The 26,929-nt window shown below is 42.8% G+C and carries 25 protein-coding genes; 13 read left to right on the top strand and 12 right to left on the bottom strand.

Annotation, left to right across the window (positions count from 1 at the left end):
- Positions 1-11: 11 nt before the first annotated feature.
- From LEP1GSC058_RS20535 to LEP1GSC058_RS14905, 4 genes are read right to left on the bottom strand one after another with little or no spacing between them, the layout of a single operon-like run.
- Positions 12-662: a phosphatase domain-containing protein gene (locus tag LEP1GSC058_RS20535; protein ID WP_232224707.1), complete on the bottom strand. Its 651-nt coding sequence runs from the start codon at positions 660-662 to the stop codon at positions 12-14.
- Entirely contained in the window at positions 598-2,352 is a 1,755-nt protein-coding gene (locus tag LEP1GSC058_RS20055) for an isochorismatase family protein (RefSeq protein WP_016550174.1), read from the bottom strand. Before LEP1GSC058_RS20055 ends, LEP1GSC058_RS20535 begins: the two co-directional genes overlap by 65 nt.
- Positions 2,353-3,285, bottom strand: a complete 933-nt coding sequence (locus LEP1GSC058_RS14910) for a diacylglycerol kinase catalytic domain-containing protein (protein ID WP_016549642.1) — start codon at positions 3,283-3,285, stop codon at positions 2,353-2,355.
- A 2-nt stretch (positions 3,286-3,287) separates the two neighbouring features.
- Positions 3,288-4,361 (bottom strand): SPFH domain-containing protein, encoded by a 1,074-nt coding sequence (locus LEP1GSC058_RS14905; RefSeq protein WP_039948423.1) that lies wholly within the window; start codon positions 4,359-4,361, stop codon positions 3,288-3,290.
- Positions 4,362-4,570: 209 nt separating this feature from the next.
- Here LEP1GSC058_RS14905 and LEP1GSC058_RS14900 point away from each other — a divergent pair, with 209 nt between their 5' ends.
- Entirely contained in the window at positions 4,571-6,232 is a 1,662-nt protein-coding gene (locus LEP1GSC058_RS14900) for a DUF389 domain-containing protein (protein WP_016551024.1), read from the top strand.
- Positions 6,233-6,265: 33 nt separating this feature from the next.
- On the opposite strand, the gene LEP1GSC058_RS14895 is transcribed toward LEP1GSC058_RS14900, so the two are convergent.
- The 8 genes from LEP1GSC058_RS14895 to LEP1GSC058_RS14860 are packed head-to-tail and all read right to left on the bottom strand — an operon-like array spanning position 6,266 to position 14,432.
- Positions 6,266-6,685 carry an acyl-CoA thioesterase gene (locus LEP1GSC058_RS14895; RefSeq protein WP_016550009.1) on the bottom strand — a complete coding sequence of 140 codons (420 nt, stop codon included), beginning with the start codon at positions 6,683-6,685 and terminating at the stop codon, positions 6,266-6,268.
- 10 nt (positions 6,686-6,695) lie between these two features.
- Positions 6,696-7,721, bottom strand: a complete 1,026-nt coding sequence (pheS, locus tag LEP1GSC058_RS14890) for a phenylalanine--tRNA ligase subunit alpha (RefSeq protein WP_016549441.1) — start codon at positions 7,719-7,721, stop codon at positions 6,696-6,698.
- On the bottom strand, positions 7,718-9,118 hold the full coding sequence (locus tag LEP1GSC058_RS14885; protein WP_016550183.1) for a UDP-N-acetylmuramate--L-alanine ligase: 1,401 nt from the start codon (positions 9,116-9,118) through the stop codon (positions 7,718-7,720). The genes pheS and LEP1GSC058_RS14885 overlap by 4 nt, the downstream gene beginning before the upstream one ends.
- Positions 9,115-9,744 (bottom strand): hypothetical protein, encoded by a 630-nt coding sequence (locus LEP1GSC058_RS14880; protein ID WP_016549454.1) that lies wholly within the window; start codon positions 9,742-9,744, stop codon positions 9,115-9,117. Before LEP1GSC058_RS14880 ends, LEP1GSC058_RS14885 begins: the two co-directional genes overlap by 4 nt.
- A complete protein-coding gene (locus tag LEP1GSC058_RS14875) occupies positions 9,741-10,835 on the bottom strand; it encodes a hypothetical protein (RefSeq protein ID WP_016550554.1) in 1,095 nt (364 codons plus the stop codon). Before LEP1GSC058_RS14875 ends, LEP1GSC058_RS14880 begins: the two co-directional genes overlap by 4 nt.
- Positions 10,825-12,762 (bottom strand): motility-associated ABC transporter substrate-binding family protein, encoded by a 1,938-nt coding sequence (locus LEP1GSC058_RS14870; protein WP_016549431.1) that lies wholly within the window; start codon positions 12,760-12,762, stop codon positions 10,825-10,827. Before LEP1GSC058_RS14870 ends, LEP1GSC058_RS14875 begins: the two co-directional genes overlap by 11 nt.
- Entirely contained in the window at positions 12,759-13,487 is a 729-nt protein-coding gene (locus tag LEP1GSC058_RS14865; protein WP_016550187.1) for an ABC transporter permease, read from the bottom strand. The genes LEP1GSC058_RS14870 and LEP1GSC058_RS14865 overlap by 4 nt, the downstream gene beginning before the upstream one ends.
- A 12-nt stretch (positions 13,488-13,499) precedes the next feature.
- Positions 13,500-14,432: an ABC transporter ATP-binding protein gene (locus LEP1GSC058_RS14860; protein ID WP_039948683.1), complete on the bottom strand. Its 933-nt coding sequence runs from the start codon at positions 14,430-14,432 to the stop codon at positions 13,500-13,502.
- Between the two features lie 277 nt (positions 14,433-14,709).
- Here LEP1GSC058_RS14860 and LEP1GSC058_RS14855 point away from each other — a divergent pair, with 277 nt between their 5' ends.
- The 12 genes from LEP1GSC058_RS14855 to LEP1GSC058_RS14805 all read left to right on the top strand — a co-directional run bounded on the left by LEP1GSC058_RS14855 (position 14,710) and on the right by LEP1GSC058_RS14805 (position 26,893).
- A complete protein-coding gene (locus LEP1GSC058_RS14855) occupies positions 14,710-15,867 on the top strand; it encodes an ACP S-malonyltransferase (protein ID WP_039948682.1) in 1,158 nt (385 codons plus the stop codon).
- A gap of 76 nt (positions 15,868-15,943) precedes the next feature.
- Positions 15,944-17,506, top strand: coding sequence for a DUF2779 domain-containing protein (locus tag LEP1GSC058_RS14850; RefSeq protein WP_084680413.1), 1,563 nt, complete (start codon positions 15,944-15,946; stop codon positions 17,504-17,506).
- 170 nt (positions 17,507-17,676) lie between these two features.
- Complete coding sequence (locus LEP1GSC058_RS14845; protein WP_016549573.1) at positions 17,677-18,888, top strand: argininosuccinate synthase; 1,212 nt, start codon at positions 17,677-17,679, stop codon at positions 18,886-18,888.
- Positions 18,885-19,367, top strand: coding sequence for a pantetheine-phosphate adenylyltransferase (coaD, locus tag LEP1GSC058_RS14840; protein ID WP_016550524.1), 483 nt, complete (start codon positions 18,885-18,887; stop codon positions 19,365-19,367). Before LEP1GSC058_RS14845 ends, coaD begins: the two co-directional genes overlap by 4 nt.
- A 9-nt stretch (positions 19,368-19,376) precedes the next feature.
- Positions 19,377-19,790, top strand: a complete 414-nt coding sequence (locus LEP1GSC058_RS14835; RefSeq protein ID WP_016549594.1) for a nucleoside-diphosphate kinase — start codon at positions 19,377-19,379, stop codon at positions 19,788-19,790.
- A 259-nt stretch (positions 19,791-20,049) separates the two neighbouring features.
- Positions 20,050-20,226 carry a hypothetical protein gene (locus LEP1GSC058_RS20355; protein ID WP_016549926.1) on the top strand — a complete coding sequence of 59 codons (177 nt, stop codon included), beginning with the start codon at positions 20,050-20,052 and terminating at the stop codon, positions 20,224-20,226.
- 223 nt (positions 20,227-20,449) lie between these two features.
- Positions 20,450-21,364: a bifunctional molybdenum cofactor biosynthesis protein MoaC/MoaB gene (gene moaCB, locus LEP1GSC058_RS14830; protein ID WP_016550461.1), complete on the top strand. Its 915-nt coding sequence runs from the start codon at positions 20,450-20,452 to the stop codon at positions 21,362-21,364.
- Positions 21,361-22,545: a molybdopterin molybdotransferase MoeA gene (locus tag LEP1GSC058_RS14825; protein ID WP_016550000.1), complete on the top strand. Its 1,185-nt coding sequence runs from the start codon at positions 21,361-21,363 to the stop codon at positions 22,543-22,545. Before moaCB ends, LEP1GSC058_RS14825 begins: the two co-directional genes overlap by 4 nt.
- Before the next feature lie 246 nt (positions 22,546-22,791).
- The gene (locus LEP1GSC058_RS14820; protein WP_016550998.1) at positions 22,792-24,258 is read left to right on the top strand and encodes an NADP-dependent isocitrate dehydrogenase; all 1,467 of its coding nucleotides are present in this window, start codon (positions 22,792-22,794) and stop codon (positions 24,256-24,258) included.
- Positions 24,259-24,375: 117 nt separating this feature from the next.
- Positions 24,376-25,359, top strand: coding sequence for a DUF2157 domain-containing protein (locus LEP1GSC058_RS14815; protein WP_016549503.1), 984 nt, complete (start codon positions 24,376-24,378; stop codon positions 25,357-25,359).
- Positions 25,356-26,405 carry a DUF4401 domain-containing protein gene (locus LEP1GSC058_RS14810; protein ID WP_016549991.1) on the top strand — a complete coding sequence of 350 codons (1,050 nt, stop codon included), beginning with the start codon at positions 25,356-25,358 and terminating at the stop codon, positions 26,403-26,405. Before LEP1GSC058_RS14815 ends, LEP1GSC058_RS14810 begins: the two co-directional genes overlap by 4 nt.
- On the top strand, positions 26,402-26,893 hold the full coding sequence (locus LEP1GSC058_RS14805; RefSeq protein ID WP_016549342.1) for a GDYXXLXY domain-containing protein: 492 nt from the start codon (positions 26,402-26,404) through the stop codon (positions 26,891-26,893). Before LEP1GSC058_RS14810 ends, LEP1GSC058_RS14805 begins: the two co-directional genes overlap by 4 nt.
- Positions 26,894-26,929: the final 36 nt, after the last annotated feature.

Raw genomic sequence — 26,929 nt, 5'->3', positions numbered from 1 at the left:
ATTTTAAAGTGCTAGGAAGTTGTCAGATTCCTGAGAAATTCTTCCTGCTCTATCGATTCTATTGCTCTTTCCGATCTAACCTCTCGTACAGTTCGAATAGCCTCATCGACCGTATAGCCCGAGCATAAAATTAAATACGCGGCTACAATGGTTCCGGAACGCCCCAATCCGCCAACACAATGAATAAGAACGTTCTTTCCTGAAAGCAAATCTTTATCGATCTTTTCCAGCAGTTCGTTTAGCGATTTTCTATCAGGGATACGCTGATCTAAAATCGGGAAGAAAATCGGATCCAATCCCTCAGTTTTATATACCTCTTTTATTTCAATTACACCGTATTCTGAATATTCGTTCTCAGTCAGAAGAGAGATTACTCGATTTACACCCTCTTCTTTTAACGTTTTAATATCTTGCGGCAGATCCCTATTTCTATCTTTTCTTCCGGGAAGCAAGGTCAATCCAATTACGCCGCTTCTATTCTTTATGCTGATTTTATCAATTCTAAGTCGCTTTGATAATCGGATAGCATCGAGAACTTTTGCGGCACAAATACCGCTCGCATACAAAGCCCATTTTTTTTGCGCAATCGAGGATTCTTCAAAGGAAAGAGTATGAACTGCATAAGGAAAGAGTATGAACTGCATATCGAAGAAGAGCGACATGAAGTTGATACGGATCGCGATCCAATCGAATTAGTTTCGGGTAAAATGAACGAAGTTTACAAGCGGTTCGAAATGCCCGTCGAATTTTCGGATTTTTGAATCGGTTTTCGTCTTCAAAGGAAATCGGAATTCCCAGGTCGGCCTGCGATAAAAGTAAATCAGTGAGGGAAAAAGCCTCTTCTAAATCGCTTTCATCTATTTTAGTAAAAATGTAGAGCAAATCGTTTTCAAGCTTAATTAAATCCTTAAGTACGTGACCTCGATGCGTATGAAAGAAATCGATCAACCAAACATTACGCTGCGCGTCGATTATTATATTCCTTCCATTTAAATCGCCGTGAACGTAAGAAAGATATCTCGGCGAAGAACCGTATTCTTTCAAAGTAGGTAGATCTTTCTCATAAAAATTGCAGATATTATATGCCTTTCTTTTTCCCGGAAGTTCTATTTCATTTCCTTCCACAGTCGTATTCAATAATCCTTCCACACGGCGTCTGACTCCAGCCGAATATCTATTTTGAAAATCATAATACTTTAATAAATCTAATGTTTCCGGTTCTGCTGCATCGTAAAGCCGACCCAATTGCTTTTCAAAAATGGTTTCTAAGATCGGGAAAATTTCGATTTCGTCTATCGTTTTCTCGTATAAATCTTGAAATACGGTAGTCGTTCCCTCCAGCATAGCCGCATAACGATATTTGATTCCACCGCGCTCTCCGATCTCGGCAAAGTCAACTATGCGAGGCGCGTTATTTCCGAGAACTTCTTCTATCCTCTCGAAGGATGTTCGTTCTTTAGCGATCGGATCCCTTTCTCCGATTTTGATCACCGTAGGAACTTGCGCATGACCGAGACTATCGATACTTTTAGCCCGTAGAACCACATTTCCGGAAAATCCTCCATCCAGACAATGAAAGGAGACGGAACGACAATCTCTAAAAAGGTAAAAAAGAATTTTTCGATCCTCTTCCTTTATTTCAAATGCGTCGTCAAAATTGAAAACAACCGATTCTTCTCTTATGGAAGTCCGATGCGTTACGGCAGGTACTGAGCCGGTCAAAAATTCGGAAAATGTTCCTAAGGAAGGAAAAACTTCGACGCCCAATAAATTCCGCAATTGATCAATGGCTACGAAATGCATATGCCTTGAGGAACTTGCCGTCAACGCGCTGCATAGACCGATACGGAATTTAGAATATCTAGTTCTAAGTTCGTACGCCAAGTACGTGATCTTAGCCTCCGTCCATACTCCAATCAGTCCGACATTGATTTTTTCGTGTTCGTAAGGTTTTAATATATTTTCTAAATCCGTATGATAAAAGTCGTTTAACCCTGAAGCGTTAACTATCTTTGCATCTCTATCAGTAAGAGAAGGTAGATTCTGAAAAACGAAATCCGCTCCGTGGGTATTCTTCAGGCAATGATTTCCGAATTGAGAAAGATGTTCTTTCTGTTCCGAATCTTCAGGATCATGCCAATCTCGAATATGAATAATGGAAAGTCTGTCTTCCGGCTCTCGATAAGCCCAATCCATAAAGGAAAGCACGGGACCTTCTTGCGGATTTTCACCCAGGATTCTCAAGGCCTCCCCATATCCTACATGCAATAAATTTGGAAGCGGATCATACTTTTGAATCGGTTCGACAAAATCATTCTGGAGGCATTGTGTTATTAAAATCCCTCTTTGCATTTATTTCACTTCCATAATTAATTCAGTTACTTTTTCCGCAATGCGGATCTTTGCGGTCGCTCCCGAATTGAATTCCAGAAAATCCGATTCCATTCCATCGGAAAAAATGGTACCGTTTTCAGGCATATGACTTTCTAAAATAATATCTTGGCCTTGCTGAATGATTCCGGCCACAAGATCTGCCCCGCTCCATTTGCTGCGAAACGGCTCTCGAACCATAAACATTAACTTTCTTTCTTGCCAAGGAATTCGCTCCGGAACTTTCACTTTTTTATTACCCGCGAATGCGGAAATACCGGAAGCCATATTAAAAAGGGAGCTCATCCAGCCCGTGCTTCCGGCCGGAGTTGAGACGATAATTCCGCTCGAAATTTGCCGCTCCGATTTATTTTTATACTGTAGCGTATAACGGGCGCTAGTATGCGACTTTGCGCCTATAAACAAATCGTTAAACGCATATAGTTTTTGTCCGTCCGTGAGCCTGGCCTCGGCCATGGAAATTTTCTGAGTCGCGATCTTCCGGGTGAAAACCGATTTCATCACTTCCGGCGCCTGATTGGGTAGAAAAGGCAAGAGGATACCGTCGAAACGATCCGGATCAGGGTTAAAGGCAAGTATCGGCTGGCCGTTTAAGTATTTAGCAGTATTAACGACCAATCCATCCTGTCCAAGCGTGACGACTAAATCGCCGGCTCCGAACAAATAGTTAGGAAGAAACGATCGATCAAGAATATGAAATTTAATTCCCGGCTCAATACTTCGGACAACTAAATCTCTGGCAAAATGATAATTATCGTCTTCGAGCTCGTAATCCGAAAAAGATTGTCCTCGTTTCGTTACGTAAAAGCTAGCTTGCGCTTTTGTATTAAAACGCTTTATACTCTCTTCCAGACGGGTCTGGCGTGTAATGATCACGACCCGATCAAAGGACAAATTTATTTTCCTCTTTCCTTATTAATCAAAAGAGACATTAGCTCGGGAGATAAGTTCAGATTCCCAATTTTTTCGGCGTTCTTTGCCAAATCTCGAATCGCGCTGGAAATAATTTTGGAAGAATCCATATTACCGGAAACTAATACTTCCAAAAGCTCAGGCGATAACTCTTTCAAGGCTGACAATTCTTCCTTGGTAGCTTGTCCTCTAGCTTTGGAGAACTCGATCAAGTTCTTGGCCTGAAATTCGACGAGATTCTTCTTATTCTTTTCTTGTTCGATTTGAGACGCTAGCTTTTGGCTTTCAATTTCGGATTTCTTTTTCTCGACTGCTTGCAACGCATCCATCTTGGCTTCTTCTACAAGTTTTTGCTTTTCTTGTACCGCGATCTCGGCATTCATTTGAGTTTCCCGAATCGTTCGATTCTTTTCTTCCACGGCGATTTGAGTCTGGAGTTCGTTCTCCTTAATTTTGCGTTCTTGCTCTACGGCAAAATTACGCCTTTGATAAACCGCATCATCCGCGTTCTTTAAAAGATTCTCGCGACTAGCAGCTTCCAATGCTCTAGCTATTTCCGGAGTAGGACTTATTTTTAAAATTGCAAAATCAAGAACTTCAATTCCTAACTCCTTAAGGGCGGGATTCTGGCGAAGTCTTTGTAAAACCGGTTCAGCTAAGCTGCTTGCCGCCGCCAGAGCGTCTGTCAGATTTAAGGAACGGAATTTTTCCCGAATAGCGACTTGAATCAAGTTGGTCATACGAAGATCCAACTTTTCATTACCGTCTCCTAGATATTTTCCCTTAACGTCCACCGTAAAGTCAAGAAGGGAGGCAAGCCTCTGAGGATCCAAAACTCGATACGTGACTTGCCCTTGAATGTCTAATTCTTGAAAGTCAAGAGTGTTTTCTTTGAAAATAAATAGAGCATCTCTCGTATCGGCAGGAACGATCACCAGAGTAGAGGAAGGCGCATAATAGAAAAAATTCAAACCGGCTCCTTGTTTTCGTATTTTACCCGAACGAAAAAGTAAAACGTAATCGATTGGCCGTGTTTTTATAAAGCGGATGCCGAACATAATGCCTCGCAAGAAATTTCCAGAAGTTTTCGGAGATACGATTATTCCCGGTCATCCTCAAAAAAGGGAAGGATTTTTTGTCTTGCCATTCCTAGTTTTCTTTATATAACTCTCGGGTCGTGGCCATCCCTAAAAAACGTTCGTACACCTTTATGTTTACGGCCTTAGAAACGCATAGACCCCGTTCATACCAAAATGGTATAATCGACGTGATTGAATTTCTGCTCTCTAAGATTAGAAAGGTCCTGGATATCAACGAGGAAGAGGCACTCTTCGCACTTAGGGACATAGATGATGGAGCACAGATTCTATCGCTTCGTTACTGGATATTCCTAACAGCTTCGTCCGGAATTGCAACTCTTGGAGTGATGCTAACCAGTCCTGCAATTCTAATCGGAGGAATGATGCTTTCCCCGATTCTACGACCTGTTACAGGTATTTCAGCCGGCTTTGCAATCGGAGATGTTTATCTTAGTATTAAGTCCATTCTAAATTTAATAATCGGTTGCCTATTAACTATTGTTACTGCGGCTCTATTGAGTTGGATTTCTTCGGTTAATGAAATTAACCCGGAATTATTGAGTAGAATCAGCCCTAATATCTCCTATTTTCTAATTTGTATTTTTTGCGGTTTGTTAAGTTTCATCGCTTCGATTCGAACCGCCAAAGACAACTACAAGGTAGGAGTAGGAACGATCTTAGGCGTTATATTGCTTACGCCGCTCTGTATGCTCGGTTTCGGACTAGGCGTGGGAATACGCTCCTATATTCTGCAAGGCGCCTTACTCACATTTTTGACAAACATTTCGGTAATCGTCGTTTCAGGAGCGATCTGTTTCTATGCCGTTTTTAAAAAATGCAATATTCCGAATGTCATTCATCTTCTTTCCTCGCGACGAAGTAAAGACGAACGCCTTTATCAGTTCCTTTCTTCTTTTAAATTATGGCAAAGATTAGAATCGCAGTTTTCTTTCGAAAATCGGGTCGTTTTTCCAAGTTTGCTTATTTTAATTTTTTCTTATCCGATATTCAGCTCCATTTTTCTACTCAAACAAAAAGCGGAAGTTCGTAATTTTCTGGAAAGTAAACTTGCTCCTCTCGGGGATCTAAGTTTCGTTCGGGGAACCGAAACTCTGATATTCACGCGGTCAGACGTATCCGGAACGTTAGTCTTTTATTCTCGAAAACCGCCAATCGGATTAACAAAATCTTTAAACGAAGAATTAACCGTCAACTTTCCCGATGTTCGTTTCGGGATTAATCTTGTAAGAGTTCAACGAGAGAGCGATGCTCTTCAAACTCGATTATCCGATCTGATGGAAAACAAATTCCCCCTTCACTCTCAACAGGAAAATAATACCAAAGATATTCAAAACCTAGTAAACACCGCGAGAGAAATCGTTTCTAAGCGTTTCCCCGAAGAGGCAGGCTATCCTGTAGATATCGATCTACAGATTCGGTCCGAGGGCATTCAATCGATCGTTATCGAATATGTTGGACAGAAATTATCTCCCGAAACGGAAAAAATACTCGCGTCTTCTCTTACAAAAGAATTTGATCCGATTGTCGGAAATTTAGATAAGGTCGGTCTTCGAAGGGTCGGCGGAATCAGAGGTTCGATCGGCTGCGGAAGTTCTTCAGTATCGAAAGGCGAAATTCGTCGCGAATTCGTTTCGCTGCTGGAAAAAATTTCCGCTCATCCGACTTTGGGAATCGAGGTATATTTCGGAAATCCTACCGATGGAGCTCCATCGGAGGACGATCCAAAAAATTGGGAGACTTGGATAAAGCCCTGGGAGCAATCCAAAGTAAGCTTATCCGCCTACGATTCGGAGAATTGCAAGTTTAAATGGCAGTACAAGCCGCTCTAAGTAAACTGATTCGGTAAGAAATAAGATTCGGCCTTAAGGACCAACCCCGAAGCGGAACAGCTCAAGATCTTCATTTAATATTCTACGAATCCAATCGGGAATAGGTATGGAACTCTTAGTGCGATGGTCGTACGATACTTGTATTGTCTTCGCTTTAGCAAAATGAACATTCGTATCATGCTCGCGAACAATAGACGTAAATTCCCAGGATTTATTTCCTATTTTTGAGACGCAGGTAACGACCTCGATTTTGTGCTGCAGCTCAACGGGTTTGAGCAAGTCGATTTCTATCCGCGCCAGCAAAAACGGGACATCGTAAATATCTTTGACGGCGAATTTTCTTTGGCAATAATCCACTCGCCCGATTTCAAGATAAGAAACATATCTCGAATTGTTTACATGTGCAAAGGGATCCAAATCATTCCAACGGGTCTGAATCGGAGTAACAAACACGAAATGCTCCTTAAAATTGCTTCAAGAAGCGGAGATTGCCGGAATGCAGATAGCGGATATCATGTATTCCGTATTTCATCATCACAAGCCGATCCAGGCCGAGTCCAAACGCAAAGCCGGTCCATTCTTCCGGGTTTAGGCCGTTCAATTTAAAAACGTTAGGATGAACGAGACCGCATGGCATAAGCTCTAACCAACCTGAATGCTTGCAAACCGAACAGCCGACGCCGCCGCAAACCTGACAGTTGATATCCAATTCGAAAGCCGGCTCTACAAACGGGAAAAATCCCGGACGAAGACGCGTTTTTACGTCCCTCTCGAAGATTCTTGATAGAAGAACGTCCATCGTATAAATCATATTTCCGGCAGAGATATCTTTTCCGACGACCATTCCCTCTATTTGATAAAAACAAGTTTCGTGCGAAGCATCGACCTCTTCGTATCTGAAAACCCGACCCGGCGCTATGATCCGAAACGGGGGTTTCAATTTTCTTAATGCACGAACCTGAATGGGGGAAGTATGAGTTCTAAGTAAATTGCCGTCATCCAGATAGAACGTATCCTGCATATCTCTCGCCGGATGATCTTCCGTAAAATTGAGCGCGCTGAAATTATTAAAATCGGTTTCGACCTCGGGACCGTCCCAAATTTCAAATCCCATCGAAGTAAAAATATCCTCCACTTCGTATTGGATATGCGAGATGGGATGCAATGTTCCCGACTCGGAGGAATCGACGGGACGAAGAACATCAAACCATTCTTTCGAGGCCAATTCGTTGAAAGTTTTTGATTTTAAATTCTCGCGGGTCTGAACGACGAACTCTTCCAATTTCCGAGAAAGATCATTTGCTTTTCCACCGATCGTTTTTTTTTCTTCGATAGAAAGTGAGGCGAGATTCTTTAGAACTGAAGTAAGCTTACCCTTCTTACCTAAATATTCGTTTTTATTCCTATCCAACTCCGCTTCGTCAACGGAGGATGAAATGAGGCCGGTAGCCTCCGAATAAATCTTGTCCAATTCTTCCGATAAATTCATTTTCTTGATCCCGCAATTTCCTTAAGTAAAGGATAAATTCCGCCAAAAGCCCCGTTGGACATAGCTAAGATCAGAATTTTCTCCCCTTCGAATTGGGGAAGGATTTTCCTTAATTTCAGAATCAAGTCTTTAGGATCCTTACAATAGAAGGGTAAAGTTCCCGAGTGCTTCGGAAGCTTTAAAATCAGTTTTTTTACATCCAGTCGATTTTCCTTTGAAACCTTTTTAAAATTAAAGATTTCCGTAATAAATGATACGGTGGAGCCGTTAAATGCAAAGGAATACTCCTTTTGAAACACGTTTCTATGCGAAGTCGCACTTCTAGGTTCAAAAAGACTAATGATCTTATGATCGGGAAAAACTTTTCTGACCGATTTAATCGTCTCTTGCACGGCTACCGGATGATGAGCAAAATCTTCGATCACTATCGTTTTGGCTGACTCGAATAGGATCTCTTGACGTCGTTTAACACCCGGAAATTTTTCCAGTGCATCCAGCAAGACCGGTCTTGGCTCCGATTTACCTTCTTTTTTTAGGATTTCTTCGCAAACCCGAAGCGCTACTTCGGCGTTTCTATAATTATGATCCCCGAAAAAACGAGGACGAAGAACGCGATGACCGGAAACTAAATTTCCCTTCCTCCACGATAGAACGGAATCCTTTCTATTATACTCGAACGATTCCGAACGTAAAAACTTAGACGCATCCCTACATAGTTTTTTTAAATTAGCGGCGCCGGCCCAATAGTAAACCTTTCCCTTACCTGGAACCAACCGTAATAGGCGGGCAAACATAGTTTCGATTTCTCCGATATCCTTAAAAATATCTGCATGATCAAAATCTAATGCATTTAATACCGCATACGTCGGTCGATAATGCAGAAACTTGGAAGCTTTATCGAAGAAAGCAGTATCGTATTCGTCTCCTTCGATTACAAAGTATTCGCCGTTTCCATTCTCAAATCCCGGAAAACCGTCCTGACGAATTCCACCCACAAAGAGACCGGGATTCAATCCGGCTTCCTTCAGCAAATAATGTATCAAAAACGTAGTGGTGGTCTTACCGTGAGTCCCTGCTACAACTACTACCTTCTTCGCCGCTAAAATATAGCGTTCCAAAGCCGAAGACATGGATGCATATTCCATGCCTCCGTTTAAAACTTCCTCTACTTCCGGATTTCCGCGAGAGATCGCATTACCGATTACGACTAGATCTTTTCCTTTGAGACGGGCCGGATCGAATCCCTCTGCATAGGGAATTCCCCATTCCTTCAGCTTGTCGGACATAGGCGGATATACGCCCGAATCCGAACCGGAAACTTCATGGCCTAAACTCCGAAGCATCGAAGCTAGATTCCCCATGGCAATGCCGCCGATTCCGATTAGATGAATCTTCAATTTAAGAGCGTCCTAAAGATATTATATACGATCGTAAATACCAGAGCAAGGCTAAGCAAATAAGCCGCGGATGTTAACGAGAAAATCAAGAACTCTTTGGCTTCGCAACCGCTGACTCTCCTCATTCCAACAAAACAAAGATAATAGGAAAATAAGAATGCGATGCCTATAAACAACGCATGAAAAGGCGAAGGCAGAATCCAAAAAATCGAAGAAGCGGAAAATGGAAGAAATGCGATCGTTAAAACGTCGGCCGGGGGAAAACCTTCCCCTTTCGTTCGATCTATCTTTTGGTAAAATACCCGAAGAACATCCAGCTGAAACACGACGAATAATATAATTGGATAAGCGACAATCGAAGCGATTATGCCGGAAAAGACCGTAGTACTTACTTCTTCGGCAAAAATCCATTCAAACGCGATGCGAATTATGTTGCCGGAAAATTTCGCGATAGGCCCTAAGATCCAAAGGGCATAATGCAATCGAAACAATTCCTTTCGACCTAAAAGCGGCTCTCTAAGATATAGATCGAACGCTTCCTCAGGCGACCGAAATAACCTTTCTAACAACGAAAGTTTTGCCTTATCGACTTCGGATACCGATTCTATTTGCGATATTGGAATCATTTCTTCTTAGGAGACTGAGGTGAAATTCTTGGTACAGCCAGCTCTACCAAGCCCGCACTCTCTTTGATTTTACGAAAGGATTCCTCTGTCACGTAAAAAGGGGGTTCCTTAAAGATTCCGTTCCAAATTCTGATCGTAGGAATATATTTCTTGTCTCCAATTTCCGTAGGTTTATGAAAACGAAATGTAATTTCATCTCCGTCGGTTAACAAAATTTTCATTGTAGCCAAAGAAAATTGAGACTCCGAACCTTCCGGAGCCAATAGATTTCCGACTTTGAAGCCGGCTCCTTTTTCCTGATCCGGGTACAACTCTACTTTTAGATTAATCGTCGCTCGGTATAAATCTTCACCTACTTTCGGGTCCAATAATATGATTTTTCCCGAAATCCGGCGCCAATAGTTCCGTTTCGCTCCGTTTTCTTGATAGGGGTGATTATCAATACGGATCGGCTTTCCGCCTTCTTCCAAATAATAAATTTCCTTCACCGACTCCTTTCCGGGAAAAACAAGTTGCCTTTGGCGAAAATCGTCCGGACCTTTTTGGAATCGATCGAAAATATACGAGTAAGCCGAAAGTAAAGCTCGTGGCGTTCCTTCCTCTAACACGATACGAGTAGAACCGTTCGAATGTTTTTTACCGAAACGGAGAGTCTTGGTTCGATTTCCCGAATATAAAATTAACCGAGGAGCTCCTTCACCCAAATCCAACGAAGAAGATATCGAAGCTCCTTCTGCAAGAGATTCGGAATCTTTCACCTTAAGTTGCCCTAGATCCCGAAACGTATTTTCAGCGTTATACCCGCCTTCGTACTCGATCTTCGTTCCGGTTTCTTCATCCATAGATGAAACTAGAAAGAATTGGCCCCCTTTTTTGACGCCTTCCTTCAAAAAGATAGAGAACGGGCTTTTATAAAAATTTTCCCCCGTTTCATCGATCCATTCCTTGCTTGGGGGAACGTACTCCAATTTATCAAGCGGTAATTTCCAATAGGTGATTTCGGTTAGATCTTCTTTTCGATCTTCCAACAAAAGGAATACGATAAATAGAAGAGCGACCAAACCGAAAAGAAGGTAGAGTTTAGTTCTCATCCTTCCTCCCGATTTTTCTTCTTCGAATCACATAAATCGAACCCAATCCTGCAATTAACCCGGGAAAGACGAACATACCTAAGATCCAAACCGCCCGCTTTTGCCCGTCGGTAAGTGAAACAGTTTGGATCTCTTCTTTCTTAGGAGCGATAGCAGGTAGACTTAAATTCTGATACATCCAGGTAGTCGAGGAACTAGCGAGTTCATAGTTGGCCGCAAAAGGAAGATATTGATCCGTTAACCAAGAAGTTCCGGAATAAATAACGATTCTTCCTTGTTCTTTAGCGGCGGAATCATTCGGAACGGAAGGAATCGCAGGAGCGCCGGGAATTACATCCGCCGGAGAAGTTTCGGTTTTCCGGATTGTTTGCAGAACGAGCCCAACGGGAAGATTCTTTTTTTCTTCGCCCGGATCTTGTTTGCCATTTTGATTCGGGTCGAGGTATGCGTCTCCGCCGCTTTCCAAAAGAATAAAGGAATCGAATTGCTTCTTATTTCCTTGAATCTCCTTAGCTTCGAAGTAGCCGGAATACGGAAATACTATGCCCAGTTCTTTCTTGGAAAGAGATTCTTCGATCGGATGTTTGCGAAAGGATTTAGTTACGATAACTCCCGGTTGGGATGGAACCTGAGAAAAACCGGTTTTGACAAAACTATAGCCGGCTTCCGATAAGAGCCAATCGAAAGTTTCTCCTCCTTTCGGTTCGATCGTAATCAGAACTTTACCGTTTCGCTTCAAAACGTAATCTAAGATTGCGATTCTTGCCTCCGGGCCGAACGGTACGGTCGGGCCCGTAATTACTAAAAGATCCGCATTGTCCGGAACCTTCGGAGGCCAACCATCCTTAAATCCCAATCCAAAAACCTTGAAATTCAAAAACGCTAAGCCTGCACTGAGGCGATTTAATCTTTCATTCGGTAAATTTTGAAATATCTGAGAATATCGCTCGCCGTTAGATTCAGTAAAGTAGATCTTTCGTTCGCCCGTTGTCACGTTAACGACCGCCTGAACGAGCTTTCTTTCAAAATCTTCCAGGTCGGACTTATCCTTTACGCTAATTCGCTGTTCAGGAAATTTTTCAACACCGGTCGCGCCTTTTTTCTTAAAGCGCACAAGCACGGTTCCGTTCGAAACCTGACCGAACTCCGCTAGCTCGTCCAATTCCACATCCGCGTTAATGAACTTTACTTTAAAAGCGGGATGAATCGACGTAAGCTGACCTAACAAGATTTCGAGATCGGGACGAATTCTCCGTAAAGCAAGCGAATTTGACTTATCCGAACTCGGCGAGTTTTCCAAAGGCCTTGGATAAAAGGCGATAACATCGAGTTCACCTTCCGGAAGCTGTTTCAGAAGTTTTTTTGCTTCCAAGGAAAAAGAGAACTGTCCTTGCGAACTTAAATCGAAATTATGATTTCTGATGCTGGAAACGTAATTCGCCAAGATGATAATCAAGAGCAAAATGCCCGTACCTAAAAGGAAATCGCGAATCAAGCCTTGCTTGGACGACTTTAAACTGGACTGAGCGCCCAGTGATTCCCTTTCCCATTCCCTTAATAAGCCTAGAAAAAAACTTCCGAGAACGAAAAGAACCAAAAGCACTAATAGGAATTCCCTGACAGAAGAGATCCAGACGGGAGCGGCGCCTCCTTTCTGGAGAGCAAAGTCTTCCAAATAAGATCGTAAGAAATAAATTCCTAGTGCGCCGATGCCCAATCCGGAAGAAACCAGCTGATTCGTATCCTTTTCATCTTTCTTCGGAATTAAAAAAGAAACACTTCCTGCCGCGATGAATAGTGCGAGGACTCCTAAGGAAAAACCCAATTTGGAACCGAGTGAAATCAAGCTGTCATAAATCGGGAAGAAAAGAAGCAGGCCTAGGATGGATCCCCAGGAAAGAATTCGGCGAAGTAATTCGTTCTTCATCCTCTCCACCTCCTAGATTCGAGAACCTTGACGGTTAAATATAAAAAGAATATCGTTCCGCTCAAAAAGAAAACGATGCTATTCAAAGGAAGTACTCCTTTCGAAAATCCGATAAAATGGGAGAAAATGTGCAAATGAAATAAAACTTTCCTCGTAACCGCATCAAAGAGATACGAGAAAAATCCGATTACCCAAAGCGTTAGTAGAATCATAATGGAAATCAGCATCGATATCATCTGATTCTTTCCTAAACTTGAACCGAATAAGCCCACTGCAAACGTAAACAACCCGAGCAAAAAAACTCCGATAGTTCCGGATACAACGATATACAAAGGAGCTTTCCAAAAGAAATATAAGAATAAAGGAAAGAGTCCGTCCACCAAAACCGAAACGATCAAACAAACGAAGGCGCCGAATAAAAACTTTCCGACTACGATTTCTAAGTCCGTTACGGGGGCTGTAAAGAGTAACTCTAGAGTTCCTCGATTTCTTTCTTCCGTAATCGATCCCATGGAAACGATCAGCATTGCGATTAAGATCGTGCTCATAAAGGAAATGAACGTTACGACCGTCGTCTCCGCGTAATTCGTCCCCGAATTAAAATTAAGTATTAGGACAAAAAGGGAATTTAGGAACGCCGTACCACCCAACACTAAAGGAGCAAGGTAGGTTCCGAAGAACACCCTCACTTCCTTCCAAAAAATCCATTTTATATTACGAAACATCAATATTGTCCCTTAAACTTTGTTCATAAAGATTTGTTCCAGGGTCACGTCCTGCTTACGTATATATTCAGGCAGGATTCCCGACGAATTAATTCCGAGATAAAGTTCTTCTTTGAACTTTCTTTCCGATCCGGTATTTACTAGAAAAGTAATCCCTTGCTGCTCCTCTCCGACAAAACGGATCGTAGCTCCGACCTTATTCGAAATCCCGGTTAGATACGCTTCGATTTCCGCTTTAGGCTTGCCTGAAAGTGTTACTTCCAAACCGGATAGATTTTCCATTTCTTTTTCCAACTCCGATCGATCGCATTGATATACGATTCTTCCATTATGGAGAAATAGGAACCGATTACACGTTTTATAAACTTCGGGAAGAATATGACTCGAAAGCAAAATCGTGTGTTTTTCCTGCAAGCTTTGAATCAAGCTTCGGATTTCGACGATTTGTTTCGGATCCAGACCGGAGATCGGTTCATCCATGATGATGACTTCGGGATTTCCCAAGATGGCCTGCGCAATGCCGACGCGTTTTTTAAATCCGAGTGAAAGAGTTTCGATCACTTTATCTTTTACATTGGAAAGGTCGGTTAACGAACAGACTCTTTCGAGCTCGGATTGAATGTTCTCTTCATCGATTTGTTTGATGCGTGAAACAAAGACAAGGTATTCCGATACCGTCAGTTCGGGATAGAGGGGAGGAGTTTCAGGAAGATAACCGATTTTTCTCTTCACCTGAAGAGGGTGTTCAAAGGTATTCAAACCGTCTAGCTCGCAGATTCCATCGGTTGCGATTAGGTATCCCGTTAAAATTCGAATGGTCGTAGTTTTTCCGGCTCCGTTCAAGCCGAGAAGGCCGACGATCTCGCCCTCTTTCAGCTCAAAGTTCAACCGGTCAATGGCCAGTTTCTTTCCGTAGAATTTGGAAAGGTTCCTTACTTTTATCATACTGCTTTCTTTTCCGGAAATACCGGAGATTGGAGAAATTTCTTTATAGAAGGGTTTGGAGAAGAATACCTCACACCGAGGAATGGGGGTCAATCATTTTCCGGCATAATAGGCTATTATGAATTAATGCCAAGTCGATATGAAATTGCAATCAAGAGGACTGGAACGATCGTTCTCCTTAAACATTCCCATCGATTTAAAACAAGAGGAAAAAAGAATTGCGAAACCCAGGCTTGGAAGGAAAGCATCCTTTAACGACTACAGTATAAGGCATTCCATGGCAATAGCAAACTTCCTAAACGAAGCCAAAGCACAAGGCAACCGACTATTCCTTCAATTCGGAGGACAAGGATCTCCTTGGTTAAAAGAACTCTCGAAGCTCTATGAATCGGACCCGTCCCTAAAGGAATTCTTCGATAACGCCTTTAAATGTCTTGCGGAAGAACTTCCCCATCTCGATAAAAAATACATTCCTCAAGGCTATGACTTCGAATCCTGGCTAAAGAATCCGGAATCGGCTCCTGACGAAAGTTACCTTTGCAGCGCCACCGTCTCCATCGTCGGAATCTTCCTTACCCAAGTCGGAAATTACGTCTCCTTGACTCATAAAGGATTTCCAACATCCGAATTGATATCGAATGCAATCGGTTCGACAGGGCATAGCCAAGGCGTCATCCCGGCGGTATTGATTGCGCTCGGCAAAGAAGGTTCTGAGTTTTACAAAGAATTTTCAAAATTTCTGAAGTTCGTTCTGTATCTTGGATACCGTGCCCAAGAGCAATACGGCATATTCAGCCCGACGGAAGATTTGCTAAAAGGCAATGAAGAGATCGGTGATAAGCAACCGTCTCCGATGGTTGCTGTAATCGGATATTCCCCGACCGAACTGGATGAGAGAGTAAAAACGATCAACTCCGAGTTAGGACTCTCCGGATTGAAAGCGCTTTACGTTTCTCTTTACAACACTCCCGATTCGAACATCATTTCGGGGGATCCGGATAAGCTTCTTTTATTCCGCAAAAAATATAAGGCCGAGATGGACGAAAGAAAAGTTAAATTCGTATATCTCAGAACGACTGCTCCTTTTCATTGCCCGCTAATGGAAAGCACCGAAAATTCCGTTCCGAAGGACATGGAAAGAATCGGTTTCGCTTATAAAGGATCCGATTTGAAAATTCCGGTCTTCTCGATTTTCGACGGACGAAATTTTCAGAACGAGTCGGACGTCGCACTTCCTTTGTTCAGAGAAGTTCTGATTAAAGCTCTACATTGGAATAAAGCGATGTCGACTTTCGCAAAGACTCCTAAATTAGTGGGAATAGATTTCGGACCTAGCGTAGTTTCTCAGAAATTAACCCAGGCTAATTTGGAATCTTCCGAAAACAAAATTTACAGCGCCTCTAGTCCGAAAGACATTAAGGTCCTTTTGGCTTAAACCAAGCCCGTCGCGATAATTCCGCGACGATAAGGTTACGAACCTGAGGCTCTTCCGGGTTAGTTTTCCAAGATTTGTGAGAACCGCTGCGAGGCGGTTCTCCTTTCTCTTTCCTGATAATATCCGCAGAAAATTACTATTCCAAGTTCTAGCTCCATATAGAGAGGAGGGGCTTCCGCGCTTAGGGAGATCGGCATACCAAGCCGGACTCCATTGCGAATTGAAACTTTGGATTCAGGTCAAAGATCCTACAGCAAAATCCGTCGAGGCTCAGAATCAGTATATTTCCCCTAAGCAAAAATCGATCTTACGAGAGATCGCAAATCGATTTTACCCCGAGGCAATTCACGCCAGATACAACGATCGTACAACTAGAGCGATGTTGGCCAAAAACGAAGCCGTTCGCGGGGCCGCATTTCAAACCGACTTTTTCGATTTTCGAGCCGACTTTCTTCTCCCGAGGCCGAACGGTTGGGAGATCGTCGTGGTTAAGGCTTCCTCCTCGATGAAGAAGTCTTACTCGCAAGAATTATCTTTTTTAAGAATGGTCATGGAGGAAGCAGGCTTTCCCGTCGTTCAAACTACATTATTATTTTTGAATTCTAAGTATTTATATCAAGGCGGAGATGTCGATCCGAACGCTCTCTTTATCCGCAAGGATGTTAGTAAGGAATCGCTGGCTTCCCTTCCAAATACTAGGGAGCGCGCTTTTAGAATGCTGGAAGTCCTAGAAGAGATTTCTCTTCCATCGAGGGCAAATGTGAAATCCTGCGAGCATCCTCGAAGCTGTCATTATCCGGACAATTGTCTATCCGATTCCCGTCCAGGAGATTTATTCTCGTTAAGAGAAGGAAAAGAGGAAACCCTTCGTTTGTGGGAAGCAGGAATTCGAAATCTTTCTGAAATCACCGACTACGATGAATTTACCGCCAGACAAAAAATCCAAATTAATGCCGTAAAAAACGGAACAGAATATCTTAATAAGGAGAATCTTCTCCGATTTATGGATAAGCTACGATTTCCGCTGTATTTCTTGGATTTCGAAACTATTAACCCGCCTGTACCGATTTATCATAAATCAAATCCCTTTCAACATATCCCGTTCCTATTTTCTCTTCATGTGCTTCGCGGTAATTTAAGGGAAGAACCCGAGGAATTTTCGTACATCGACGATAATATTACCGATCCGAGATTGGGTATTTTGCAGTGCCTCTCAGAAAGGATCAGCGCCGGAGGTACGATCTTAGCGTTCAACGATACGTTCGAAAAACGTTGTCTGAAAGAGTCGGTACATGTTTTTCCTGAATTCCGAAACTGGTTTGAATCCATTGAATCGGACTTTCTGGACTTAGCCCTTCCATTCTGGGATTTTGATTATTATCATCCGGACCAGGACGGCACGACTTCTCTCAAATCCGTTCTTCCGGTTTTAACCGGAGAGAATTATAAAAATTTGACCATTAACGCCGGTTACTTAGCGAATTCGGAATTCTTACGCATTAAAACGGAAACGGTAAGCGAAGAGGAGAGAAAAAGGGTGCAATCGGATCTGAAGAAATATTGTCGTATGGACACCTATGCGCTTGTGCTCATACTTCGAAAGCTTTCCGAAAAGTTGAATTGGGTTCCAAAACTCTAATTTTGGGTCGAATATAAAGCAATATTAGGATTATCCCTTTAAGCGCCTTTCGGCTCATTTCCTCCGGCGTGAGATTCATTAATTACGATCCCAAATAGTAAGTCAAAGTGTTCCTATCCGGCTAAAATCTGACTTGTCGGATGGGCTCGACCGAATTCCCTATCCTTAGAATGGCGGCTCAAAAGAATATTAAAAAGATCGTACTCGCATACTCGGGTGGATTGGACACTTCCGTTATCTTGACCTGGTTAAAAGAAAGCTATGGCTGTGAAGTCGTAGCCTTTACCGCCGACGTAGGCCAGAAAGAAGAACTGACCGGTTTGGAAGAGAAAGGAATTAAGACCGGGGCGTCGAAAGTATATATTGAAGATCTTCGCTTAGAGTTCGCTCGGGATTTCATTTTTCCGGCAATCCAGGGGAACGCGATTTACGAAATGCGTTACTTGTTAGGTACATCCTTAGCGCGTCCGCTTATTGCGAAAGCGATGGCCGAAGTCGGCAAAAAAGAAGGAGCGGACGCCTTCGCACACGGAGCAACGGGAAAAGGAAACGACCAAGTAAGGTTCGAATTAGCGTTTAAATCTCTGGCTCCGGAAAAGGAAATCATAGCGCCCTGGAGAACCTGGAGTTTCGGAGGAAGAGCCGATCTTATCGAATATGCAAAATCGAAAGGGATTCCGGTGCCGGTGACCGCATCAAAACCCTACTCAATGGATCGTAACCTTATGCATATTTCTTACGAGGGCGGAATCTTAGAAGATCCATATAAAGAACCGAACGAAGATATGTTTTTGCTTACTGTATCGCCGGAGAAAGCTCCTGATTCCCCTGAATACGTGGAATTGGATTTTCAAGAAGGAAACTGCGTCGCGGTAAACGGCAAAAAAATGAATCCGTTGGAAGTGATGGAACTCCTTAATACTCTTGGAGGGAAGCACGGGATTGGCCGCGTCGATATCGTGGAAAACAGACTGGTAGGAATTAAATCTAGAGGAGTTTACGAGACTCCCGGAGGAACGATCTTATTTCATGCACATAGAGACCTCGAATCCATCACGATCGATCGAGATACGCAGCATCATAAAGATAAACTTTCCATCGAATTGGCGGAACTCATATATAACGGGCATTGGTTCTCGTCTCGGATGGCCGCCGTTCGAGCCTTCATTTCCGAGACACAAAGATTTGTCACCGGAACGGTAAAACTAAAACTTTATAAAGGAAACGCGACGGTTGTAGGGAGAAAATCCCAAATCTCATTGTACAATCCTGAAATGGCGACCTTTGAAAAAGAGGAACTCTATAACCAAAAAGACGCCGAAGGATTCATAAATTTGTACGGACTTCCCGCTAAAGAAGCCGCGAGATTAAGAAAAAAATGACAAGAATCGCGATATACCCCGGCTCTTTCGACCCGCTGACAAACGGTCACGTAGATATCCTCCAGAGATCCATGGGTCTCTTCGATAAAGTCATCATCGGGGTTGCCGTAAACTCGAGTAAAAGTTTTCTTTTTTCGATCGAAGAACGATTGGGCTTTATTCAGCAAGTTACGGAAGGCTGGTCCAATTTGGAGATCGATACCTTCGAGGGATTGACCGTCGATTATTGCAGGAAGCGGGGCGCAAAGAGCATTATCAGGGGCCTACGAGCAGTCACCGATTTCGATTACGAATATGCAATTTCTCTCATGAACAAGAAGCTGGCGCCGGAAATCGAAACGATTTTTCTAATGTCTTCCAACGAGTATTCTTTCGTATCTTCGACGATCGTTAAGGAAGTAGCAAGACACGGTCGCGATGTATCCGCCCAAGTACCGGATATCGTAAGCAAAGCATTACTTAAAAAACTATCGAAATAAGGAAAACCAATGGCTAGAACGTTTATTATGATTAAACCCGACGGCGTAAAAAATAAGCACGTCGGAGACATCCTTCAGCGGATCGAAAAGGAAGGATTTAAAATTCTCGGTCTGAAATACCTCAAACTTTCTCTGGAAGACGCTAAGCAATTTTATAAAGTTCACTCCGCTCGACCTTTCTACAATGATCTATGCAGTTATATGTCTTCCGGGCCGATTGTTGCGGCCGCTCTGGAAAGAGAAAACGCGGTCCAACATTGGAGAGATGTTATCGGAGCGACCGATCCTAAGGAAGCTGCCCCCGGAACGATACGCGCATTATTTGCGGAAAGTAAAGAAGCGAATGCGGTGCATGGTTCAGACTCCGATGATAATGCGGCGTTGGAAATCAGCTTTTTCTTCAAAGGTAACGAATTATTCTAATTCCTTTTGTTTTCGATTAGAATTAGCATCTATAAATCGAACCATAAATCTAGAACCCGATGTTATCGAAAGAATACATCGGGTTCTTCTTTTAACAGACAATAGACGGAAACCCCGTTGGCGCCGTTAAAGCCCGACGAAGATATCGGGAATTTTTCTAGTAAGAATTACAAAAAATCCTTGTACTTTCTAGAAATATATTTCCTTATTTTTTCAAGGTAGGCGAAATCTTTTCCCCGTTTCGACCGAAGCTAATAATATGAACGCTACAACCAAGGAACAGATCCTAAAGCATAGTCGTATAATAGAAAAATATCGGATCAACGATCCGTTATCGACCGGTGCACCGGATTGGATGGACGATGTTTTAGAAGTGATTTACTCCCAGGAAGAATTTGCCGGCGATCGACCGGATATCGACTTAGATAGCGAATAACCGTTCTTTTTCAATCCTTAACAAATTGAAACATTCCTAAGATGCCCGAATTCGGCCATTTACTGTCGATTTTTTTCTAATTTTATTAATAGCTTCATTTTTGAAATTCAACGCCGGGCTTTTAAGCTTATACGGTTTATTTTTAAGAATAAAATCCTTGGTGATTTAATATGCAGATGGTTCTCTTGATTCATCGTTGCTGCGAATCGATCGGAGAAGATCTATGAATGATATTACGGGAAAACGAATCACCTTGCGAACTGCACAAGCGGAAGGGTTCGTCTTTTGTAAGCCGGAGACTGTCGTCCGAATCCAACAAAATAATCTTCCAAAAGGCGATCTTTTCGGAGTCGCAAAAGCCGCCGCACTATTAGCCTCCAAAAAAACGTCGGAACTCATTCCTCATTGCCACCCGGTTCCGATAGATTTCTTTTCCGTAGAATTCGAAGTTCTTCAAGAAAAGAATGCGATTCGAATTCTAACATCCGCAAAATCGATCGGAAAAACCGGAATCGAGATGGAAGCTTTGACCGGGGTTTCGATCGCCGCTCTCGTAATTTATGATCTTCTTAAACCGATAGATAAGGAATTGGAAATCTCGGCCATTCGTCTTTTAGAAAAGAAAGGAGGTAAGAGCGATTCCCATATCGCTAAATTTGCCGCCGGTTCAAGGGCGGCGATCCTGATATGTTCCGATTCCACATTCGAGGGGAAGAGAGAGGACGGTTCAGGTTCCGCAATCGAAGAATTGTTAAGAGAACAAGGCGTAGAGATTGTGGAGCGAAAAATCGTTCCGGACGAACCCGAGGAAATTCGAAAAATGGTTCTAAGTTGGGCCGATAAAAAAATAGATTTAGTCGTAACCTCCGGCGGAACCGGCCTCGGACCTCGAGACAATACTACGGATACGATCAAAAGTATTCTAGAACAAGAAATTCCGGGGATTGCGGAAACCATGAGAGCCTTCGGTCAAGATCGAACTCCGTTTGCAATGCTATCCCGCTCTTTGGCCGGCAGAATCGGAAAAACATTGATTATCTGCGTACCAGGAAGTACGAATGGATCGAAGGAAAGTTTACAGGCAATTCTTCCGGCAATATTCCATGCAAAAAAAATGATGCGGGGAGAAGGACATTGATCTCGGTAGAGGAAGCGATTTCCCAAATCTTAAATCAGGCGGAATCTGCCTCCTTCGTCACAGTTCCCCTAAAAAGCGCGATCGGTCGAGTGCTTGCTCAATCAGTAGCTGCAGATCGAGATTATCCTCCGTTCAATAGGGCTACGATGGACGGTTTTGCCGTTCGTGATGAAGGTTTTTCGACGGAGCGCGTCTACAAATATAAACGGGAAGTTTCGGCCGGCATGTCGATCGATCTATCTCCCGAAGAAGAGGCCGTCAGAATCATGACCGGCGCTCCCGTTCCCGACGGATTGAACGTAGTCATAAAAGTGGAAGATAGTAGGGAACAAGACGCGATCGGCGAAGTTCGATTCGAGACAAAGTCCATAAAGAAATACTTAAATATCGCGTTACAAGGAGAGGATCTTAAAAAAGGAGATGTCGTATTTTCGGGCGGAGAAACGCTTTCGGCGGCGGCGATTTCTTTGTTGGCCTCTCTCGGAAAACGGACCATTAAAGTTTCCGAAACCCCAAAAGTTAGCATCGTTTCGACCGGGAACGAAGTCGTATCGATGGAGCAGGATCCTTTGCCCTGGCAAATTCGGGACTCCAATTCCTATTCGTTACTTTCCTTTTTATCGAAGTTCGGAATCGAACCCGAATTCGTTGCTTTAGTGCCCGATGACGAATCTAAAATACGCGAAGCTCTCGCAAAAGGATTGGAATCGGATATTCTTTTGTTATCGGGAGGCGTATCGATGGGAAACCTTGATTTGATTCCTCCCGTTCTCAAAAGTTTAACGGTAGAGCAGTTATTTCATAAAGTTTTGATAAAACCCGGGAAACCGATTTGGTTCGGAAAGAGAAATAAAACGGCTGTCTTTGGATTGCCCGGAAACCCGTTCAGCGTCCAGGTATGCGCTCGTATTTTCGTAGAACCTTATATTCGAAAATTTCTAGGTATGAATTCCGAACAATTCTTACGACTTCCGTTTCTAGGATCTAGAAAAAAGAAAAACCAGCTCTCCGAATACTTCCCTGCGGTCCTGGAAACGAGCGAGAGAACGGGTGTATCGCCCAAACTATTTAACGGCAGCGGAGATATTCGGGCGGGATTATTTTCCGACGGAATTGCTTTACATCCATCAAATCGAGAATCGCTTGAAGTCGGTGATTTCGTCGAATTTCGGTTCTGGTAACAAATTTACGACAAGCGCTTTGCATCCGTAAATTACCCCCGAGGAAGGAGATCCAAGTAAGAAAGTCGTCGACCTATCTTTTTAGATCGCCGTCGACTTTCCCTTTACCAGATCAATCCTTAATCGGTTCCCATTCCATAACTAAAATAGAAAATACTTCCCGTCTGCGTCGAATCAATCGATAGCAATCCGGATTGACCAACCTTTACGTTCTATTCAAATGAGCGTATAGCCGGGAGGGCTAGCATGACCGCTAAAAAAAGAATTGCCGTAGCGAAAGGAGACGGAATCGGACCGGAGATAATGGATGCGACTCTTCGGATTTTGGAAGCAGCCGGAGCGAAGATCGAACCGGTTTTTATAGAAATCGGCGAGCAAGTCTATAAGAAGGGACATAGCGCCGGAATAGAACCTTCCGCCTGGGACATACTCCGTGAAACGAAAGTTTTTTTAAAAGCCCCGATTACGACTCCACAAGGCGGAGGTTATAAAAGTTTAAATGTCACCGTCCGTACTACTCTCGGTCTTTTTGCAAACGTTCGCCCTTGCATTTCTTTGTATCCGTACGTGGATACTAAACATCCTCAACTCGACGTAGTGATCGTTCGAGAAAATGAAGAGGATCTTTATACCGGAATCGAACATAAACAAACCACTGACACAGTACAATGTCTTAAATTGATATCGCGTCCAGGATCGGAAAAAATCATCCGTTATGCGTTCGAATATGCGAAGGCCTACGGAAGAAAAAAAGTCACTGCAATGGTAAAAGACAATATCATGAAACAATCTGACGGACTCTTTCATGACGTGTTTAAAGAAATCGCAAAAGATTATCCGGATATCGAATCACATAGCGAAATTATAGATATCGGCGCAGCCCATTTAGCGGAACGCCCGCAAGTATATGATGTTGTCGTGACATTAAATCTATATGGAGATATTATTTCCGATATCGTTGCGCAGGTAGCAGGTTCCGTCGGGATGGCCGGGTCGGCGAATATAGGACAGATTGTCTCAATGTTTGAAGCCATTCACGGTTCCGCGCCGGACATTGCGGGAAAAAATATGGCCAACCCATCCGGGCTCTTAAACGCGGCAGTTATGATGCTCGTTCACTTAGGCCAACCCGATATCGCTGCAAAAATTCAGAACGCTTGGCTTCTCACGATTGAAGAAGGAATTCATACCGGAGATATTTTCAAAGCAGGAGTCAGTCGGATTAAAGTTGGAACGAAGGAATTTTCGGATGCGGTTATCGGAAACCTAGGTCATCTACCTGAAAGATTTAAACCGATTTCATTCGGGAAGGCAAAGGCGATTCATATTCCCGAATATAAGAGAATTCCGATACAAAAGGAATTGGTCGGCGTAGACGTATTCTTGGACTGGTCGTCCGGATCGCCCGACGAATTGGGTAAGAAACTTTCTAGCTTATCCGCAGATTTAAAACTTCGCATGGTTACAAATCGGGGAGTTAAAGTTTATCCGAACGGAGCGCCCGAGACATTTCTTACCGACCACTGGAGATGCAGATTTATTCATCCCGATACACCCGATTCGGAGATGGGCGACGGGTTTATAAAAATCCAACCCGAACAAATAGGAAAGCTTCTCTTAAAAATCTCGGAAGCAGGATTGGATAGCATCCAAACCGAAAACCTGTATAAATTCGGAGGAAAGCGCGCTTTTTCTCTCGGACAGGGCGAGTAAGTAATATGGAAAGCGTTTAAGTAAGCTAACTAACTTATTTGAATGCTTTAAGTGCTCGACTTCTTTTTTAAAAAGGAAATTCTTCTTTTTCAGTCGATTCGAGCCTGAGCGGTGCCTATGAAAAATTTTGAGAAAAGCGAAGCGTATGAAGCGATCCAGCTTTTAAATCTGGATGAAAAAAACGGAAGAAAGTTTTTATCCCTGATCTCACCGGAGCCTACTCTAGCGGAATGGATTAAGTTCGCTCGAATTGGATTTCTTGCCTTAGGTTCGGTTCTATTCGCGTCGGGAGTCATTTTCTTCTTCGCCTATAACTGGACAGGCATGCATAGATTTTCAAAATTAGGATTGATCGCAGGTTCATTATCCGCCGTTTCGATCGCATCTTTCTTTCAAAAGAAAGAAAGTTATTCGTATCAAGCTTTCTTATTTACCGCCGCAATTCTAACAGGGGTCCTGCTCGCAGTTTACGGACAAATCTATCAAACCGGAGCCAATTCAGTGGATTTACTGATCGGCTGGACCTTTCTTAGCTTAGGATTCGCGGTGGCAGGAAACTCCGCGCCTCTCTGGCTACTTTGGATTGTTTTGCTAAACTCCACGATTCAACTTTATGGAAAACAAATATTATTCCGAGATGAAAACCCTTATCTATACGCGACCGCATTATTAATAAACATAGGATTTATTGCAGTCTACGAAATAACAAGAAATCGGAATGAGCCTAAAGAAAGCGCAGCTTGGTTTCCGAACTCGGTCGGAGTGATCGCCTTTTATTTCGTGATATGGGGTTCTATATTTAGCATATTCAGAGATCAAAAGGGAATCGGCGATTTTATTATGATCGGTCTTTCGATTCTCTTTTCCGTCGGTATCTATTTCGTTTACAGACGCATGATTCGGCGGTTAGGAATGCTCGCAATAGCTTTGCTTTCGGGAATCACACTCGTATTTTCGCTTATCGTTAGGCATTTTGATTGGGATGATTTTATCTTACTGTTTTTCTTCGGAGGAATCGCACTGACCGCGGCCACCGCGTGGAGCGCCAAACATCTTATTTACGTCAGGAATGAATGGAGACAGGAGGAAAGAAAGGGATGAACTTAAAAGAAATTACGATAAAACTCAACCTAAATCAACAACAAGAAGAAACCTTAAACTCCTTCTTTACTCGCTCCAAAGGCGATAATGCTCCCTGGTACGTCCATTTAGTTGTAATCATCGGATCATGGTTTGCCGCTTCACTAATATTGCTCTTTCTATTTTTAGCGGAGATCCTTAAGACGACGGACAGCCTTAAATATCTCGGTGGAATCGTTTTACTCGGCTCGATTGCGATACCGCTATTGGACAAAGAAAGAAAAATATCCGAACCTTTATTGGTTTCCTTAGGATTCCTAGGCCAAATCCTATTTTTTCTCGGAATAGCATTCTCTCATCTTGAAACGAATACGATCAGCCTTACAGTATTAATTGTAGAAACGATTTTGTATTTCCTGTCGGGAACTTGGATTCAAAGATTTATTTCAGTCATCTTATTTTTTTCTGCTTCAGGAACATTGCTATATCATAATGAAGTCATCACTGCCATTCATTTTTTATTGGCTTTGGCCGGCGTATCGTTAATTTTGCTCTTCCGCTTTGAAACCGAACTCATAACTTATAGCCCTTTGATTCCAAAATTTTTTTTACCGACAGTGTATGCTCTAGCATTCTGCGTTTCGGGAATTTCTTCACTATCCGTAAGTAGGGGGGAATTACTTCAGGCAGATTGGAGAATTTCAGGAGCAATCGGAATCGTCGTTTTAGCGGCTTATCTGCAGGATTGCTTTCGTACCTTCATGAAAGAACATCTGATAACAACGATCTCAGCTATCGCGGGGATTAGCATCATTTTACTATCGACTCTACAAGCTCCCGGAATTTCCTTTTCCGTTTTGCTTATTTTAATAGGCTTCAGGCAGAAGTTAACATTCATTCTGGTACTTGGGTTGCTATCAATCACCGGATACTTAACCGATTTTTATTATTCCTTAAAAATGACCCTCTTAGTAAAATCTTACGTACTTTTGGGATCGGGAATTTTATTCATATCGGCGTATCTTTTGCTCACGAAGCTTTTCGCGGAGAAGGATATAAAAGAATGAGAGAGAGACTAAGGAAACCGATTATTCTTTTAAACCTAGCTGTTATCCTCCTTATCGTGGGAGTTGAAACTTTTAAAAAAGAAAGGTTACGAGAAACCGGCGAGCTAGTACTTTTCACCCTCGCACCGGTCGATCCTCGTTCGTTAATGCAAGGCGATTATATGCAACTGGCATATGATATCACTCGTTCGAATTTTACCGAGGAACTATCCAGCTCCGGATATATCGTCTTTTCCCTGGACGAAAATAAAGTAGCGACATTTATTCGATTTCAAAACGAACTGGAACCTACGGCCGGGAACGAACGAAAAATCAAATATCATAGGCACGAGTCCGAAATTAGTTTCGGTGCGGAGGAATTCTTTTTTCAAGAAGGAGCCGGCCCAATATTTGCAAACGCTAAATTCGGAGCATTACGAATCGATTCCAAAGGAAACGGTATTTTAGTAGGCGTTTTCGATAAGGATCATAATGAGATTCGACAGTAGAATAGACCGTTCGAAGATGTGACGAATTTTAAATTC

The organism is Leptospira fainei serovar Hurstbridge str. BUT 6, assembly GCF_000306235.2.
Classification (GTDB): Bacteria; Spirochaetota; Leptospiria; order Leptospirales; family Leptospiraceae; genus Leptospira_B; species Leptospira_B fainei.
The sequence above is the reverse complement of the archived record's forward strand: the minus strand, read 5'-3'. Positions and strand labels throughout refer to the sequence as shown.

Bases quoted from the DNA above. Each gene is read 5' to 3' on its own strand.
- LEP1GSC058_RS14820 (WP_016550998.1), top strand. From the start codon at position 22,792: ATGACCGCTAAAAAAAGAATTGCCGTAGCGAAAGGAGACGGAATCGGA.
- LEP1GSC058_RS14810 (WP_016549991.1), top strand. From the start codon at position 25,356: ATGAACTTAAAAGAAATTACGATAAAACTCAACCTAAATCAACAACAA.
- LEP1GSC058_RS14870 (WP_016549431.1), bottom strand. From the start codon at position 12,762: ATGAAGAACGAATTACTTCGCCGAATTCTTTCCTGGGGATCCATCCTA.
- LEP1GSC058_RS14835 (WP_016549594.1), top strand. From the start codon at position 19,377: ATGGCTAGAACGTTTATTATGATTAAACCCGACGGCGTAAAAAATAAG.
- LEP1GSC058_RS14805 (WP_016549342.1), top strand. From the start codon at position 26,402: ATGAGAGAGAGACTAAGGAAACCGATTATTCTTTTAAACCTAGCTGTT.
- LEP1GSC058_RS14865 (WP_016550187.1), bottom strand. From the start codon at position 13,487: ATGTTTCGTAATATAAAATGGATTTTTTGGAAGGAAGTGAGGGTGTTC.
- coaD (WP_016550524.1), top strand. From the start codon at position 18,885: ATGACAAGAATCGCGATATACCCCGGCTCTTTCGACCCGCTGACAAAC.
- LEP1GSC058_RS14875 (WP_016550554.1), bottom strand. From the start codon at position 10,835: ATGAGAACTAAACTCTACCTTCTTTTCGGTTTGGTCGCTCTTCTATTT.
- LEP1GSC058_RS20355 (WP_016549926.1), top strand. From the start codon at position 20,050: ATGAACGCTACAACCAAGGAACAGATCCTAAAGCATAGTCGTATAATA.
- LEP1GSC058_RS20535 (WP_232224707.1), bottom strand. From the start codon at position 662: ATGTCGCTCTTCTTCGATATGCAGTTCATACTCTTTCCTTATGCAGTT.
- LEP1GSC058_RS14855 (WP_039948682.1), top strand. From the start codon at position 14,710: ATGGCAATAGCAAACTTCCTAAACGAAGCCAAAGCACAAGGCAACCGA.
- LEP1GSC058_RS14815 (WP_016549503.1), top strand. From the start codon at position 24,376: ATGAAAAATTTTGAGAAAAGCGAAGCGTATGAAGCGATCCAGCTTTTA.
- LEP1GSC058_RS14845 (WP_016549573.1), top strand. From the start codon at position 17,677: ATGGCGGCTCAAAAGAATATTAAAAAGATCGTACTCGCATACTCGGGT.
- moaCB (WP_016550461.1), top strand. From the start codon at position 20,450: ATGAATGATATTACGGGAAAACGAATCACCTTGCGAACTGCACAAGCG.
- LEP1GSC058_RS14905 (WP_039948423.1), bottom strand. From the start codon at position 4,361: ATGTTCGGCATCCGCTTTATAAAAACACGGCCAATCGATTACGTTTTA.
- LEP1GSC058_RS14860 (WP_039948683.1), bottom strand. From the start codon at position 14,432: ATGATAAAAGTAAGGAACCTTTCCAAATTCTACGGAAAGAAACTGGCC.
- pheS (WP_016549441.1), bottom strand. From the start codon at position 7,721: ATGAATTTATCGGAAGAATTGGACAAGATTTATTCGGAGGCTACCGGC.
- LEP1GSC058_RS20055 (WP_016550174.1), bottom strand. From the start codon at position 2,352: ATGCAAAGAGGGATTTTAATAACACAATGCCTCCAGAATGATTTTGTC.
- LEP1GSC058_RS14880 (WP_016549454.1), bottom strand. From the start codon at position 9,744: ATGATTCCAATATCGCAAATAGAATCGGTATCCGAAGTCGATAAGGCA.